The sequence below is a fragment of the Kribbella sp. NPDC048928 genome (genome assembly GCF_043197975.1).
GTDB lineage: Bacteria > Actinomycetota > Actinomycetes > Propionibacteriales > Kribbellaceae > Kribbella.
In genome coordinates this window covers 784,229-799,721 of record NZ_JBICUC010000001.1, presented here as the reverse complement: position 1 = coordinate 799,721, position 15,493 = coordinate 784,229, and the positions used below count along the sequence as shown (strand labels likewise).

Annotated in this window: 14 protein-coding genes; 5 read left to right on the top strand and 9 right to left on the bottom strand. The window is 69.8% G+C overall.

The annotated features are described in order from the left end of the window. Positions 1-24 precede the first annotated feature (24 nt). Positions 25-1,482: a peptide MFS transporter gene (locus ACGFI6_RS03745; RefSeq protein WP_393115059.1), complete on the top strand. Its 1,458-nt coding sequence runs from the start codon at positions 25-27 to the stop codon at positions 1,480-1,482. Here the strand turns inward: ACGFI6_RS03745 and ACGFI6_RS03740 are convergent. From ACGFI6_RS03740 to ACGFI6_RS03730, 3 genes are all read right to left on the bottom strand, one after another. Continuing rightward, complete coding sequence (locus ACGFI6_RS03740; RefSeq protein WP_393115057.1) at positions 1,463-2,410, bottom strand: alpha/beta hydrolase; 948 nt, start codon at positions 2,408-2,410, stop codon at positions 1,463-1,465. The two genes, ACGFI6_RS03745 and ACGFI6_RS03740, sit on opposite strands and share 20 nt — an antisense overlap. After that, positions 2,407-2,946 (bottom strand): hypothetical protein, encoded by a 540-nt coding sequence (locus ACGFI6_RS03735; RefSeq protein ID WP_393115056.1) that lies wholly within the window; start codon positions 2,944-2,946, stop codon positions 2,407-2,409. Before ACGFI6_RS03735 ends, ACGFI6_RS03740 begins: the two co-directional genes overlap by 4 nt. Before the next feature lie 62 nt (positions 2,947-3,008). Continuing rightward, positions 3,009-3,716 carry a TetR/AcrR family transcriptional regulator gene (locus ACGFI6_RS03730; protein ID WP_393115055.1) on the bottom strand — a complete coding sequence of 236 codons (708 nt, stop codon included), beginning with the start codon at positions 3,714-3,716 and terminating at the stop codon, positions 3,009-3,011. Positions 3,717-3,820: 104 nt separating this feature from the next. On the opposite strand from ACGFI6_RS03730, the gene ACGFI6_RS03725 reads away from it, so the two are divergent. Beyond that, complete coding sequence (locus ACGFI6_RS03725; RefSeq protein WP_393115054.1) at positions 3,821-4,801, top strand: alpha/beta hydrolase; 981 nt, start codon at positions 3,821-3,823, stop codon at positions 4,799-4,801. 93 nt (positions 4,802-4,894) lie between these two features. Here ACGFI6_RS03725 and ACGFI6_RS03720 read toward each other — a convergent pair whose 3' ends face one another. Further along, positions 4,895-5,329 (bottom strand): MarR family winged helix-turn-helix transcriptional regulator, encoded by a 435-nt coding sequence (locus ACGFI6_RS03720; protein WP_393115053.1) that lies wholly within the window; start codon positions 5,327-5,329, stop codon positions 4,895-4,897. Between the two features lie 127 nt (positions 5,330-5,456). Between ACGFI6_RS03720 and ACGFI6_RS03715 the strand changes: the two genes are divergently transcribed. The 3 genes from ACGFI6_RS03715 (at position 5,457) to ACGFI6_RS03705 (ending at position 11,188) form a co-directional block, all read left to right on the top strand. Further along, positions 5,457-7,349: an ABC transporter ATP-binding protein gene (locus ACGFI6_RS03715; protein ID WP_393115052.1), complete on the top strand. Its 1,893-nt coding sequence runs from the start codon at positions 5,457-5,459 to the stop codon at positions 7,347-7,349. Between the two features lie 63 nt (positions 7,350-7,412). Continuing rightward, positions 7,413-9,746 carry a glycoside hydrolase N-terminal domain-containing protein gene (locus ACGFI6_RS03710; protein WP_393115051.1) on the top strand — a complete coding sequence of 778 codons (2,334 nt, stop codon included), beginning with the start codon at positions 7,413-7,415 and terminating at the stop codon, positions 9,744-9,746. Beyond that, positions 9,743-11,188, top strand: coding sequence for an FGGY-family carbohydrate kinase (locus ACGFI6_RS03705; protein ID WP_393115049.1), 1,446 nt, complete (start codon positions 9,743-9,745; stop codon positions 11,186-11,188). The genes ACGFI6_RS03710 and ACGFI6_RS03705 overlap by 4 nt, the downstream gene beginning before the upstream one ends. On the opposite strand, the gene ACGFI6_RS03700 is transcribed toward ACGFI6_RS03705, so the two are convergent. The 5 genes from ACGFI6_RS03700 to ACGFI6_RS03680 all read right to left on the bottom strand — a co-directional run bounded on the left by ACGFI6_RS03700 (position 11,181) and on the right by ACGFI6_RS03680 (position 15,441). Beyond that, complete coding sequence (locus ACGFI6_RS03700; RefSeq protein ID WP_393115048.1) at positions 11,181-11,876, bottom strand: SDR family NAD(P)-dependent oxidoreductase; 696 nt, start codon at positions 11,874-11,876, stop codon at positions 11,181-11,183. The genes ACGFI6_RS03705 and ACGFI6_RS03700 overlap by 8 nt on opposite strands. Positions 11,877-12,044: 168 nt before the next feature. Then, positions 12,045-12,257 (bottom strand): antitoxin, encoded by a 213-nt coding sequence (locus ACGFI6_RS03695; protein WP_393115047.1) that lies wholly within the window; start codon positions 12,255-12,257, stop codon positions 12,045-12,047. Between the two features lie 78 nt (positions 12,258-12,335). Then, the gene (locus ACGFI6_RS03690; protein WP_393115046.1) at positions 12,336-13,091 is read right to left on the bottom strand and encodes an isocitrate lyase/phosphoenolpyruvate mutase family protein; all 756 of its coding nucleotides are present in this window, start codon (positions 13,089-13,091) and stop codon (positions 12,336-12,338) included. Further along, positions 13,091-14,041, bottom strand: coding sequence for a sigma-70 family RNA polymerase sigma factor (locus ACGFI6_RS03685; RefSeq protein ID WP_393115044.1), 951 nt, complete (start codon positions 14,039-14,041; stop codon positions 13,091-13,093). Before ACGFI6_RS03685 ends, ACGFI6_RS03690 begins: the two co-directional genes overlap by 1 nt. Continuing rightward, entirely contained in the window at positions 14,041-15,441 is a 1,401-nt protein-coding gene (locus ACGFI6_RS03680) for an MFS transporter (RefSeq protein WP_393115043.1), read from the bottom strand. The genes ACGFI6_RS03685 and ACGFI6_RS03680 overlap by 1 nt, the downstream gene beginning before the upstream one ends. Positions 15,442-15,493: the final 52 nt, after the last annotated feature.

Genomic DNA, 15,493 nt, shown 5'->3' with positions numbered 1-15,493 from the left:
CCCCGACCACTAGGAGAACCAGTTGTGAGCGGGACGGACACCGAGCCGACCGGCCGTACGTTCTTCGGGCACCCGCCGGTGCTCGCCAACCTCTTCGGCGTCGAGCTGTGGGAACGGTTCTCGTTCTACGGCATGCAGGGCATCCTGCTGATCTACCTGTACTACTCCGCCGACCGCGGCGGTCTCGGCATCGACGAGGGCACCGCGACCAGCATCGTCGGCGCGTACGGCGGCCTGGTCTACCTGTCCACGATCCTCGGCGCCTGGCTCGCCGACCGGCTGATCGGCCCCGAACGCACCCTGTTCTACAGCGCCATCGTCGTGATGTGCGGGCACATCGCCCTGGGCCTGCTGCCCGGCATCGGCGGGGTCGCGGTCGGCCTGGTGCTGATCGGCTTCGGCAGCGGTGGCGTCAAGGCCAACGCGACGTCCCTCGTCGGCACCCTGTACGGCGAACACGACGAACGCCGCGACGGCGGCTTCTCCTTGTTCTACCTCGGCATCAACCTCGGTGCACTGGTCGGACCACTGCTCACCGGCCTGCTGCAGAAGAACGTGGGGTTCCACTACGGCTTCGGTCTGGCGGCCGTCGGGATGTTCCTCGGCATCGTGCAGTACGGCGCCGGACGTCGCCGGCTGAGCGCCGCCGCCCGCGAGGTCCCGAACCCGCTGCCGCGCGAGGCAGTCCGCCGTACCGCCCTGGTCGCCGCGGCCGTGCTCGTCGTGGTCGTCGTACTGCTCGTCTCCGGTGTGCTGCCGGCGTCGGGGTACGCGACCGCAGTGGCCGTGATCAGTGCGGTCGCCGCGGTCATCTACTTCGCGGTGATCCTGCGCAGCAGCCAGTTGAGCGACGTCGAGCGGCGCCGCGTCCAGGCGTTCATCCCACTCTTCATCGCCAGCGCGGCGTTCTGGTCGCTGTACCAGCAGCAGTTCACGGTCGTGACGATCTACTCCGACCAGCGCCTGGACCGGAACATCTTCGGCTGGCAGATGCCGGTGTCGTTCGTGCAGTCGATCAACCCGGTGATGATCATCGTGCTGTCCGGGGTGTTCGCCGCGCTGTGGACGAAGCTCGGTTCACGGCAGCCGTCGACACCGGTCAAGTTCAGCGCCGGGCTCGCGGTGATGGGCGTCGCGTTCCTGCTTTTCCTGACGATGGCCGGCGGCGGCCCGAACAGCGCGCCGCTGCTCGGGCTGTCCGGCATCCTGCTCGTCTTCACGATCGCCGAACTGCTGATCTCGCCGGTCGGGCTGTCGCTGTCGACCAAGCTCGCGCCGGAGGCGTTCCGGACCCAGATGGTTGCCCTGTTCTTCCTTTCCGTCGCCCTCGGTACGGCGTTGTCCGGCGTGCTCGCGAAGTTCTACAGCGCCGACCACGAGTCGGCGTACTTCGGAGTGATCGGCGGGGTCGCACTGGTGCTCGGCGGCCTGCTCGTGCTGGGCGTCCGGCCGATCCGCCGGCTCATGAGCGGCGTGCACTGAAGGGCGTACTGAAGGGCGTACTGAACGCCGCCTGCAGGTCCGCGGCGATCAGTTCGACTGCGTGTCGTCCGGCTGAGAGCGCGGCGGGGAAGTTGAGGAACGCGTGCATGGTGTCCACGTACTCGACGAGTTGGGTGGGTACGCCGTCGTGCTCGAGCCGGGCCGCATACGCGACCGCGTCAGCCCGCAACGAGTCCCGCTGGGCAGCAAGCAGGAGAGTAGGTGGGAGGCCGGCAAGTGAGTCGGCCCGCAACGGCACAGCGGCCACGGGCAGCGCGGCTTCGGCGCCTGCGGCATCTGTTGGCGGCGTTTCGACGGTGCCGAAGTACCAGTGGTGCCAGTCCTCTTCGGGGTGCAGGTCGAGGACCGGGTAGCAGAGGATCTGCCGATCGGGCGGCGGCGTCCCCGCATCCCGTGCGAGCAGGCAGGCGCCGGCGGCCAGCGCAGCGCCCGCGCTCTGGCCGCCGATCGCGATCCGCCCGTCGCCGACGAGGTGCTCGCGGATCCACCCGAGAGTCTCGTACGCATCGAGAAGCCCTGCTGGACAAGGGTTTTCAGGGGCCAGGCGATAGTTGAGCGAGACCACCGTAAGGTTGCCTGCGGCAGCGATCCCGGACGTCGCGTACTCGATGTCGCGCAGGTGCCCGCCGACGAATCCGCCGCCGTGCAGCCACAGCAGGATCGGCCGCGGGCGCTCCGGCATCCGGTAGACGCGGGCCTCCAGCGATCGCCCCGGCAGCTCGATCACCAGGTCCTCGACGCTCGGCCGCGGGTCCCGTACGCCGGCCAAAGCCGGATCCGGGAGGTCCTCGCGATCGAGCAGCAGCGCCTCGTACGGGTCAAGCTCCGGCGTGCCGGGCAGGTCGGCGAGGTGCTTCAGCAACGCGTCGGTCTCGGGCCCGAAGTCCGGGCTGTCGATCCGCGTCACACTGGCACCGTCACAGTCGCCGGCTGCAGGTGCCGCGCCGCGTGTGCGAACAAGAACCCGTCCGGCGTCGTCGCGACGTACTCCGCCAGCGCTCCGATCCCGCCGTCGAACCCGCCGCCCGTCGCCGGATCAGCCCAGGCACGTTCGTCGTACTGCGAGATCTCGGCGATCAGCGCAGCGCCGACGCTGTGGAACCGATGCAGTACCAGCTCGGACGGGATCCGCCGTCCGGCCTCGACACCACCGTGGTTGAGCGCGCTGCCGATCTCAGTGGTCTCCCAGCGCGGGTCGAGGCTCCAGTGCCGGCGGCCGGCGCGGGCGTCCGTCAGTACGGCGAGATTGATCTCGTCCCACATCAGGACGTGGGCGACCAGGTCGTGCAGCGAGTCGCAGAAGTGGCCGAGCGGGCCGTCGTTCACGGCGTACGGCATCCGCAGCTCGTGCTCGGTCCGGCCCTCGACCAGAGTCAGCAACAGTTCCTGGTCCTGGCGGATCATTCCGGCCGCCTGTGCCGGGGTCGTCGTCGGTGTACGCATGCCCGCACTCCACCAGTTCCCAGTGCGATCCCTGCCCGGATTGCGCGAAGTCCTCAATCGGCTCAGGGTTGCGTTGGCTTGAAGCCGAGTTCGCCGAGGATGTCGTCGACCGGCCGGGCGGGTGCAGCCGCGCTGACCAGGCCGCGGATGCAGGCGGTCATGACCATCCTGAAGTAGGCCTCCCCGCTGATCTGGGGGAGCTCGGCCTGGGCGCGGGCGAGGACGTCGTCGGCGGCGAGCAGCGCGTACACCTTCTCGAGCTCGCGGCGGTGCGCGCCTTCGAGGTACGGGCGGTGTCGTTCCTCGGCGGCGCTGAGGTTGATCGCGAGCGCGGCGACGCCGCCGGACAGCATGACCGCGGCGCCGGGGCCGTACCCGCGACGCCCGAGCGCCTCGACCGCCTCGCGCTGCAGCCGTACCCCGGCGGCGCCGCGCGGGAACAGGCTCTGCATGTACACGGCCAGCCCCGGGCGGGCGAGGACGAAGTCGCGGACCTGCTGTGCGAACGACAGCAGGTGGGCCTTGATGCCGTCCTCCGGGTCGTCGGCGATCTGCAGGTCCCGCAGCAGGGCCTCACCGACCAGCGCCTCGAGACCGAGCTTGCCGTCGACGTGCCGGTAGAGCGCGGTCGGGCTGACGCCGAGCGCGGCGGCAACGCCGTTCACCGTCAGGTTCTGCAGGCCGAGCCGCAGCCCCTCGCGTTCGATGTCCGCGACGGTGATCTGTGCCTGCCGGCCGCCGGTCTTCCGGCGGGGCGGATTCGCTGTCACAACCCTCCTCGATCGGGGCTGACCCCAAAGTTATGCTACTAACTTAGATCGACACCGTCACCGACGGTGATCTGTACTCGTCCCTTACTCCTCAGGAGATCATGGTGAGCGCACCTCGCCCCACCCGGCGCACGATGCTGAAGGCCGCCGGCGGGCTGACCGTCGCCGCCGGCCTCGGCGCCGGCACCATCCTGGCCACCTCCCTCGCCGCGAACGCCGCGGGCGACGGGTTCGGCCTGCACATCACCGAGCGGAACGAAGACGATCCGCGGATGTGGTACTACCGCTTCCAGACCGCCGAGATCAGTTGGGCGCCGGGCGTGAACGTCCTGCTGCCGAGCGATTATCACACCAGCGGCCGGACCTACCCGGTGCTGTACCTGCTGCACGGCGGCAACGGCGACTTCATGGAGTTCGACCACCAGGGCATCCGGGAGAAGACCGCGGGCAAGCCGGTGATCGTGGTGATGCCCGACGGCGGCAAGGCCGGCTGGTACTCGAACCCGGTCAGCAGCAACTCCGGCCCGCACAACTGGGAGAGCTTCCACCTGAACCAGTTGGTGCCGTGGGTGGACGCGAACTTCCGCACGTACGCCGAGTTCGCCGGCCGTGCGGTGGCGGGCTTCTCGATGGGCGGCTTCGGCGCGCTCAAGTACGCGGCGAAGTACTACGGCCACTTCGCCTCGGTGAGCGCGCACTCCGGCCCGCCCAGCTTGCGCCGCGACAACGGCCTGGTCGTGCACTGGGCGAACGTTTCCTCGGCAGCCGTCGACCTGGCCGGCGGCACGATCTACGGCGCACCGGCCTGGGACGAGACCCGGGTGACCAACGACAACCCGATGCAGAACCTCGAGCGGTACCGCGGCAAGCGGATCTTCATGGTCGCGGGCACCAGCCCGAGCCCGGACCCGTTCGACTTCACCAACGAGCGCGAGGTGCTGGCCGGCCAGCGTGAGTTCAAGGCCGCGCTCGACGCCGCCAAGATCCCGTACACCGCCTACGAAGAGCCGGGCGGCCACATGGTCCGCCCCAACCGCCTGGTCGAGGACATCGACGGCGTCATCGCCCACCTGAAGAAGGCCTGACTCCCCGGTCCTGGTTCTCCAGGCAGGCAGAACCCGGGCAAAACCCCTCATTTCGGCCCGAAATGGGGGGTTCTGCCTGCGTGGCGGTCCAGGTCACCCCTCGGCGAGGCGTTGGAGGAGGGTGGCGAGGGTCTGCTGTTCCGCCGGTGACAGGCGGGTCAGTTGGGTGACCATGACGTCGCGGCGCTTCTCGCGGAGGGTGGTCAGGATCTGGCGGCCCTCCGTGGTCAGGTCGACCAAGGTGGCTCGGCGGTCGTGCGGGTCCGGCTGCCGGGCGACCAGGCCCGCCGCCTCCAGGTCGTCGACGACCGAGGTGGCCGAGCGCGGCACGATCCCCAGCCGCGCCGCCAGCTCGCTCAGCCGGATCGGCTGATCCGCCTGATCCAGCGTCCGCAGTACGCGGAACTGCCCGTGCGTGACGCTCTCCCCGAAGCCTTCCCGGGAGGCCCGCCGCTGCCGCCGGACGATGCCGTCCAGCAGGGCCGCGATCTGCTCGGCGGTGTCGGTCGAGTCATCGGGGGCGTGCATGTGCAGAGCCTAGTGGCCCACGTCCGGGTGCTTCGGTCGCGCACGCGTGGGAATGAACAGGGATCTTGTGAGGTTGTCTCATAATGAGTTAACCTCAGTATATCTGGTCCCTGACGAAAGGAACTGCATGTCGCAGATCTCCGGAATCCCGGGTGGGGGAGGCGGGGGCGGGCGCGCGATGCGCTCGCTGCTGAAGGACTCCTCCGTCCGGCACCACAAACTGTCGGCGGGAACTCTCCGCCGGATCCTCGGCTTCGCCCGCCCGTACCGCGGCTATCTGGCCGTCTTCCTGGTGCTCGTCGCGTTCGACGCCGGCACCGGCGCGGTCACCCCGCTGCTGTTCCGCGCGATCATCGACAAGGGCATCGTCCCCGGCCACGCGAACGTGGTCGTGTGGCTGGCCCTGGTGATCGCCGTCCTCGCTCTCGCGAACAGCGCCATCACCCTTGCCGAACGCTGGTTCTCGGCCCGGATCGGTGAAGGTCTCGTGTACGACCTGCGCACCGCCGTGTTCGACCACGTCCAGCAGCTGCCCGTCGCGTTCTTCAGCCGTACGCAGACCGGCGCCCTCATCCAGCGGCTGAACGGTGACGTCCTCGGCGCCCAGCAGGCGTTCACCTCGACGCTGTCCAACGTGGTCAGCAACCTGCTCAGCGTCGCGCTCGTGCTCGGCGCGATGTTCGTGATGTCGTGGCAGATCACCCTGCTCGCGCTCGTCGCCCTCCCGCTGTTCGTGATCCCGGCCCGGCTGCTCGCCGGTAAGTTGCGCGAGGCAACGGCCGAGACGTACAAGCTGAACGCCACCATGGCGCAGACGATGACCGAGCGCTTCAACGTCGCCGGCGCGGTGCTCGCCAAGGTGTTCGGCCGCACCCAGGACTCGTCGAAGGACTTCGCCGGCAAGGCCGCCCGGGTCCGCGACATCGGCGTCACCACATCCATGTACGCAGGCGTGTTCCGCGTCTCGCTGACTCTCGTCGCGGCGCTCGCGGTCGCGCTCGTGTACGGCGTCGGCGGTGTGCTCGCGGTCGGTGGCGCGCTCGGAATCGGTACGGTCGTCGCGCTGACCGCGTACCTGAACCGGCTCTACGGCCCGCTGACCGCGCTGTCCAACATCCAGGTCGACATCATGACCACGCTGGTCAGCTTCGAGCGGGTGCTCGAGGTGCTCGACCTGGCCCCGATGGTTGCCGACCGCTTGGATGCGAGGGCGCTCCCGGCGACCGCGGAGCCGTCGATCGAGTTCGACCACGTGTCGTTCCACTACCCGTCCGCCAAGGAGGTGTCGCTCGCCTCGCTGGAGTCGGTTGCGACGCTGTCCGCGGAGACCGGGGAAGAGGTCCTGGAGGACGTGACGTTCACCGTCGAGCCTGGTCAGATGGTGGCCGTCGTCGGCCCGTCCGGCGCCGGCAAGTCCACGCTGTCGTCGCTCGTCTCCCGGATGTACGACGTGACGGGTGGAGCCGTGCTCGTCGGCGGGCACGACGTCCGCGAGGTCACGCAGAGCTCGCTGCGCGCGGCGATCGGCGTGGTCACGCAGGACTCGCACATGTACCACGACACGATCCGCTCCAACCTGCTGCTGGCGCGTCCGGCCGCGACCGACGCCGAGCTGCACCAGGCGCTCGAGGCCGCGCAGATCGCGACGCTGGTCGACAGCCTGCCAGACGGGCTGGACACCGTGGTCGGCGATCGTGGCTACCGGTTGTCCGGTGGTGAACGGCAGCGTTTGGCGATCGCCCGGCTGCTGCTCAAGTCGCCGTCGATCGTGATCCTCGACGAGGCGACCGCGCACCTCGACTCCGAGTCGGAGGCAGCTGTCCAGACCGCGCTCGCGAACGCGCTGGTCGGCCGGACGTCGCTGGTGATCGCGCACCGGCTCTCGACGATCCGCAATGCCGACGTGATCCTGGTCCTCGACGAGGGCCGCATCCAGGAACGCGGCACCCACGCGGAGCTGCTGGCCAACGGCGGTCTGTACGCCGACCTGTACGCCACTCAGTTCGCCAAAGCCGCCTAGGGCAGCTGACCAGCAGCCGGACCCCCGCTCGCGCGGCAAGGGGCGGTCGGGGAGGATCTGGGCATGAGAGATCGGATGACTGCCGCGACCGAGCTGACGTACGACGCTCCGGCGGCGAACTGGCTCGAGGCGCTCCCGCTCGGGAACGGCCGGATCGGCGCGATGTGGTTCGGCGGTACCGGGCAGGACCGGATCGCGCTCAACGACGAGACCTGCTGGTCGGGAAGTCCCGAGACGGCCCGCCGGCTGGCCACTCCGATCGGTGAGGTCGGACCCGCCGCGCTCGAGCGGGTGCGGTCTGCGGTCGCCAGTGGTGATGTGCGGACGGCGGAGGAGTTGGCGCACGGGTTCCACAGCGGGTACTCGCAGTCGTACCTCCCGCTCGGTGATCTGCTCCTCGACTTCGAGCGGGACGGAGCTGTCAGCGGCTACCGACGGCGGCTCGATCTGGACTCGGCGGTCGCTCGTGCGGAGTACGTGGTCGGCGATGCCGACGTCTGGCAGGAGGTGTACGTCAGCGCGCCGGCCCGGGCATTGATCCTACGTCTGGGCGCCGCGCAACCGTTTTCGATGACGCTCCGCCTGACCTCGCAGCTTCGCTCGACCACGGAAGCGGTCGGGGACAACGGACTGGCCCTGCTCGTCACCTGCCCGTCGTCGGTCGCGCCGCCGCACGGGGATGTCGACGAGCCGATCCAGTACTCCGACGGCGACGACCGCGGGATGAACGCTGCAGTCGTACTGCGGGCGCACACCGACGGCACGCTCAGCTCCGACGACGAGTCGCTGACCGTCACCAACGCCACCGAAATCCTGGTCGTTCTCTCCACCGCCACGGGCTACGAGGACCCATTCACGGCACCGACCCGTACGCACGCCGACTGCCGCCAGCAGGCAGACACCGCCGTCCACGCCGCCATCGCCCGCGGCGCGGATGACCTGCGAGCCGAACATGTCGACGACTATCGGAGTTTGTTTCGGCGATCTGTACTCACCCTGCCCTCGAAGGTGGACCTGACGACCGACCGCCGCTTGCGCGAGGCCGGGGACGACCCGGGGCTGGCTGCGCTGATCTACAACTTCGGCCGGTACCTGATGATCGCCGGCTCCCGCCCCGGTGGGCTGCCGACCAACCTGCAGGGGATCTGGAACGAGCAGCTTCAGGCACCGTGGAGCAGCAACTACACGGTCAACATCAACACCGAGATGAACTACTGGCCGGCCGAGACCACCTCGCTGTCCGAGTGCCACGAGCCGCTGCTCACCTACGTACAGAACCTCGCCCAGGCCGGCCGCCGGACGGCGGAGCTCCTGTACGGCACCAACGGCTGGACCGCGCACCACAACGCCGACGCCTGGTGCTGGACCGCCCCGGTCGACGGCAACCCCAAGTGGTCGAGCTGGCCGTTGGCCGGAGTCTGGTTGTGTCGTCACCTCTGGGACCACTACGCCTTCACCGGCGACCGTGAGTACCTGCGAGAGGTCTGGCCGACGCTCCGCGGCGCCGCCGAGTTCGCGCGGGACTGGCTGATCGACCTGCCGGACGGCACCCTCGGTACCGCGCCCTCCACGTCACCGGAGAACGAGTTCGTCGCCGCCGACGGACAGCCCGCCTCGGTCACGACGTCGGCCACGATGGACCTGCTGCTGATCGTGGACCTCTTCGACCGCTGCGTCCGGACCGCCGCCGTACTCGACCTCACCGACCCGTTGATCGACGAGCTCGCGGCAGCCCGCAAGCGTATCCCGGACCCGACGGTCGGTGGCCGAGGGCAACTACAGGAATGGCTCGCCGACCTCCCGGAGGCCGAGCCGCAGCACCGGCACACGTCGCACCTGGTCGGCCTGCACCCCGGCGACCAGATCACCCCGGACGGCACGCCGGAACTCGCGGCGGCTGCTGCCCGGACGCTGGAGCTGCGCGGGGACAAGAGCACCGGTTGGTCGCTTGCCTGGCGAATCTCCTTGTGGGCCAGGCTTCGCAACGGCGCGGCCGCCCACCGGCTGGTCCGCGAGCTGCTGACGCCCGCGGGCGACTCGGGGACCGACTACGTCGGCGACGGCTCGGGCCTGTACCCGAACCTGTTCTGCGCGCACCCGCCGTTCCAGATCGACGGCAACTTCGGTGCCACCGCCGGCATCGCCGAGATGCTCCTGCAGAGCCACGCCGGTGAGCTCGAGATCTTCCCGGCGCTCCCGGACGCCTGGCCGGAGGGCACGATCACCGGGCTCCGGGCCCGTGGTGGCATCGGCGTGGAGCTGACGTGGTCCGCCCAAGCTGCGAGCGCCGTCCTCACGGCGGACAGTGACACCGCGGTCGTGCTGCGGCACCAGGATCGCCGCGAGGAGGTGTCCCTGCGCCGCGGTGTTTCGCATACCTGGAGAATTGCCGGATGAGCTTCGTCATCGGCGTCGACATCGGTACCGGCAGTACGAAGGCTGTCCGCTGCACGCTCGACGGTGAGGTGGTCGCGGTCGCCCGCCGCGACCACGCCCCGAGCCTGCCGCAGCCGGGCTGGGCCGAGATGGACCCCGAGCGCGACTGGTGGGGCGACGTCGTCGAGGTGCTCGCCGAGCTGGACACCACGGACGTCGACGCGGTCTGCGTGTCGGGTCTCGGTCCGTGCGTCGTGCAGACCGACGACGACCTGCGCCCGCGGCGTCCGGCGATCCTGTACGGCGTCGACACCCGGTCGACCCGGGAGATTGCCGAGCTCACCGAGCAGCTCGGCGCCGACGCGATCCTCGAACGCTGCGGGAAGGACCTGTCCAGCCAAGCGATCGGACCGAAGCTCGCCTGGCTGCGGCGCGAGGCCGGCGACGCGTGGCGACCCCAGGGCCGTTGGTTCAGCGCGCATACGTACGTCATCGCGCAACTGACCGGTGAGTGGGTGCTCGACCATCACACCGCGAGCCAGTGCGACCCGTTCTACGACATCCACCGCCAGGAGTGGGCGACCGACTGGGTGCAGGCGGTGCTGCCCGGCCTCGCGCTGCCACGCCTGGTGTGGCCGTCCGAACAGATCGGTGCCGTACGCGGGGATGCCGCGGCGCGGACCGGTCTGGCCGAAGGAACCCCGGTGATCGCGGGGACCGTCGACGCGTGGGCGGAGGCGTTCAGCGTCGGCGTACGGCGTCCCGGCGACCTGATGCTGATGTACGGCTCGACGATGTTCTTCGTACAGGTGTTGGAGGCCCCAACGACTGTGCGCGGACTGTGGACGACGTCCGGCGTCGAACGCGGATCGCACACGCTGGCCGCCGGGATGGCGACGTCCGGAACCGTCACCACCTGGCTGCAGGACCTCACGGGTGGTGTCCCGTTCGAGACGCTGCTCGCGGAAGCGGCCGCCGTACCCGCCGGCAGCGAAGGGCTCGTGCTGCTGCCGTACTTCAGCGGCGAGCGGACCCCGATCTACGACCCGCTCGCGCGCGGCGTGATCGCCGGGCTGACGCTCCGGCACGGCCGCGGTCACCTACTGCGTGCGACGTACGAAGGCATCGCCTGCGGGGTGCGGCAGATCCTGGACGTGTTCGGCACGGCGGAACGCCTCGTTGCGGTCGGCGGCGGGACCCAGGGCGGCCTGTGGACGCAGATCGTCAGCGACGTCGCCGGCGTCGCACAAACCGTTCCGCAGCAGACGATCGGGGCCTCGTACGGGGACGCGCTGCTCGCGGCGATCGGCGTCGGCGCAGTACCCCCGAACACGGATTGGACCAAGCCCGATCACGTCGTCGTCCCTGACCCGTCCACGGCAACGACGTACGAGGAGCTGTTCCGAACGTACGGCGATCTGTACCCGGCGACGCGCGAACTGGTCCACCGCCTCGCTAAGTGACCTCCCGCAGGTGCAAGACGGTCCCACTGTCCAACTCCTGCTCCAGCAACCCCCAGATCGCCCGCGCCACGCTGTCCGGAGACTCGAACCTGTCGAGCGGGCCGGGCGCCACGGAGATCACCCGGCAGCCGGGACTTCGGCGCTGTTGTTCCAGCCCGACCGACCGGACCCATTGATCGATCGCGGCCTTGCCGGCGCCGAGGGTCGACTCGCCGACCTGCGGGCGGTACGCGTCACCCGGCGACACCATGATCAGGTGCTGTTCGCAATCCGAGCCGGAGAGCGCACCGAGGAACGAATGCCCGAGGACCTGCGCGGCGGCCGAGTTCAGCAGGACGCTACGTGTGTACTGCGCAGGGTCGGCGAGGTCGGCAGGCCCGGCGGGCGTCTGGGCCCCGGCCGTGTGGATGAACACCACCAGGTCCGGGTCTTCCGCCTCGATGCGCTGCCGGAAGTCCTTTTCCACCACCGGCCACGACTCCGGATCCGCGAGGTCCACGGCCACGTGCTGCGCGCCGGGCACACCGCCGCGCCGGGAGATGTCGACGAGCTCCGCGCCCTCGAACGGGATCGTCGCCGCCAGCGCGGCACCGAGCCCGGCCGACGCACCGGAGATCCAGATCAGTATCCGACGGAGCGGACTGCGTGCCGGCCCGCCGCCGAGCGCAGGCCAGAAATCCCGCATCATGCAGTTCCCCCCTGCAAGCACCAACATCTGTGTCAGAGCAGCAGGGTACGTCCGGAAGCGCCGCAGGCGAAGACCTGCTGGCGTGTTCCGCTACGGATCGCACGGCCGGCGGCCACGGGGTGCGTGGCCGCTCGGACGTGCGGGAGTCAGGCTGTGCTCAGACTGCCGTCAGGACTGGTTGTCCTGGTTCTCGTCCTGGCCTTCGCCGTCGCCCATCCGGTCCCGGGCGAAGTCCTGGCCCTTGTCGATCTGCTCCTCGAACTTGCCGCCGGTCTTCTCGTTGGCGAAGTCGCCGGCCTTGTCGAGGCCCTCGTTGACCTGGTCCGGGTGCTCCTTGGCCAGGTCCTCGGCCTTGTCCTTCATGTTGTCGAACATGCCCATCGTCTTTCCCCGTTCCTCGATGGTTGCCTTCCACTACTCAGCCGCCCGTACCCGATCCGTGCAGATCCACACCCGCAATCACCGGGAAAACGGATTCCGATCGGCAAGCAGCGCCGGCAGGACGCTGCCGGCGAAGACTCCGTACAGGTGCCGCTGGAACATCGGCCCGAAACTGATCCGGGCCACGCCGCGCTTCGCGTAGTCGGCGACGGAGTTCGCACCCATGCCGTACGCAACGTTGACCGGACCCACGAGTTGCCCGGTCAGCGTGCCGATCACGTCCAGGTCGCCGACCGCGATCGGATACACACAGTCCGCGCCCGCGGCCAGGTAGCGCGTACCACGATCGATCGCGGTCCGTAGCTGTTCGCCGGCCGTACCGGCCTTGCGGATGAAGGTGTCGATCCGGGCGTTGATCACCAGCGCGTCACCGGCCGCGGCGCGGACCGCGGCCAGGAAGTCCGCCTGCTCGGCCGGGTCGGCCATCGTCCCGGTCGCCGGGTCGGAGTCCTCGAGGTTGAGGCCGACGGCGCCGGTCGCGAGGAAGCGCTCCACCAGCTCGGCCGGCGGCAGCCGGTATCCGCGTTCGAAGTCGACCGTGACCGGGACGGACACCGCACGTACGATCCGCGCGGCCGCGGCGAGGACCTCGTCGACCGGTGCGTGCTCCCCGTCGTCGTAGCCGAGGACCGCGGCCGTCGCGTTGCTGCTGGTGGCGACCGCGGCGAACCCGGCCTCCTCGATCAGGTGCGCCGACGCGGCATCCCACGCGTTCGGTACGACGAGCGGAGTGCCGGGAACGTGCAGTGCGCGCAAGGTAGTTGCCGATGACATCAAGAACTCCTGTGGACGAGAGACAGCCCGAAGGCCGGGAACAAGGCAGGTTGGTGGAACGCGAGGACGGCCGAGACCGCGTTCCCGGTGATGGTCAGCGCCATCAGTGAGTGCGCATGGAACCGGCCGTCCGCGCCGAGGCTGTACATCGCGAACGCCGGCCGGCCGTTCGCCGAGGTCTCGACCAGGACCCGTTGTCCCGGACCGGACCGGAGCTTCGCGTCGAGCAGCCGCAGGACATCGGTACGACCGTCGAACCAGGTCGGGATCGGCGGCATCTCCCACCGGGCGTCCTCGGTGAACAATCCTTCCAGGAGGACCAGGTCCTTGCTCTCCATGGCGGCCTGGAACTGGTCGAGCAGCGCGCGCCGCAGCGGCTCCCGCGGTTCGCTCAGCTCGTCCTCGCGCGGCCGTTGCCGGGCGAGCTCGGCCCGGGCCCGCTGCAGCGAGCTGTTCACCGCGGCGGTCGTTGTGTCGAGCAACGACGCGACCTCCGCGGCCGGCCAGGTGAGAACCTCGCGAAGGATCAGTACGGCGCGTTGCCGCGGTGGCAGGTGCTGCATCGCCGCGACCACGGCGAGCCGGAGACTCGCCTGGCCGCCGACGACCTCGGCCGGATCCGACCCGAGCAGCCGGCCCGGGAACGGCTCCAGCCACGGCACCTCGAGGGCCTGGGCGTGCAGGTCGTCCGGATCGTTGCCCGGGGCACCCAGCGCCGACGGCACCACGCGCCGGCTGCTGTGCTGCAGGAGGTTGAGGCACACGTTGGTGGCGATCCGGTACAACCAGGTCCGGATCGTCGAACGGTGCTCGAAGTCCGCGTGGCCACGCCAGGCGCGCAGGTACGTCTCCTGGACGGCGTCCTCCGCGTCGTGCAGCGAGCCGAGCATCCGGTAGCAGTGCGCGACCAGCTCGGCCCGATGCTGCGCGAACTCCTCCTCGAGGTCCATCAGACCTCCTCCACCACTTTCTTCGGCACCTTCGTGACGGTCGGCGTGCTCGTACGGCGGACAGCGATCGCCAGCCCGGAGACCGCCGCGAGCAACGACAGTACGCCGCACCCGGCGAGCGCCCGGCTGAAGCCGTCGCCGGTGTAGCCGCCCGCCGCGGTGAACACCGATCCGAGCACCGCGACGCCGGCCGCGCCACCGAGTTGACGGTTCATGCTGTAGATCCCGGATGCGATCCCGACCGCCTCGCGGGGCAGTCCCGCCATGGCCGCGCTCTGCGCCGCGGGCATCGCGAGCGAGATCCCGGTTCCGGCGACGACGAACGGCGCGATCAGCTTCCAGTACTGGTCCGCGCCCTGGCTGACCCAGAACATGCCGGCCGTCTGCAGCGCCATGCCGATCACGACCAGCGGCCGCTCACCGACCCGGTCCACCAGCCGGCCCGCGATCGGCCCGACCACGAACAGGGTCGCCGTCCACGGCAGCAGTTGGAGGCCGGCCTTGAACGGCGCCGAGCCCTGCACCGCCTGCATGTACTGCGACATGAAGAAGACCGCGCTGAACAGAGCCGCGCTGAGGAGGAAGCCGGCCGCGTTGGCGGCGGTGAACGAGCGGTTGCGGAAGTACGTGAGCGGCATCATCGGATGGTCGGTACGTTGCTCCCAGAGCCCGAACGCGGCCAGCATCACGACCCCGATCGCGAACGCGCCCAGGACCTCGGCGCTCGTCCAGCCGGCGGTCTCGCCGCGGACCGTGCCCCAGACCAGTCCGAGGACCGCGAGACTGATCAGTACGGCGCCGAACAGGTCGAGTCGCCGGACCGGGCCGGTACTCTCCGGAATCTTCGCGCGGACCAGGGCGATCGCGATCACCCCGATCGGGACGTTGATCCAGAAGATCCACTGCCACGACAGCCCTTCGGTGACGGCGCCGCCGATGATCGGCCCGCCGAGTACGGCGATCCCGGTGATGCCGCTGAACACGCCGATCGCCCGGCCGCGGCGCTCCGGCGGGAACGCTGCCCCGAGCAGGCCCATGGCCAGCGGCATCACGAACGCCGCGCCGACGCCCTGCACCGCGCGGGCGGCGATCAGGAACGGCAGGGAGGTGGCCAGCGCGGCGGCGACCGACGCGAGCGTGAACAGTGCCAGTCCGGCCGCGTACGTCCGGCGGCGGCCCAGACGGTCGCCGATCGCGGCGGCCGTCATCAGAAGCATCGCGAAACTCAGTCCATAGGCATTGACGGTCCACTCGAGCTGCTCGGACGTCGCGCCGAGGTCGGCGCGGATCGTGGTCAGCGCCGCGGCCACCACGAGGGTGTCCAGCGCAACCATGAACGCGCCCAGCGAGGTCAGCCCGAGAACCCAGCGTTCTCTGGTTCGTTCAGAAGTTTGCTTCACACCAGTACAGACCGCCGCCGGCACCAGAACTCATCGCTGAGCGGAGCACCGA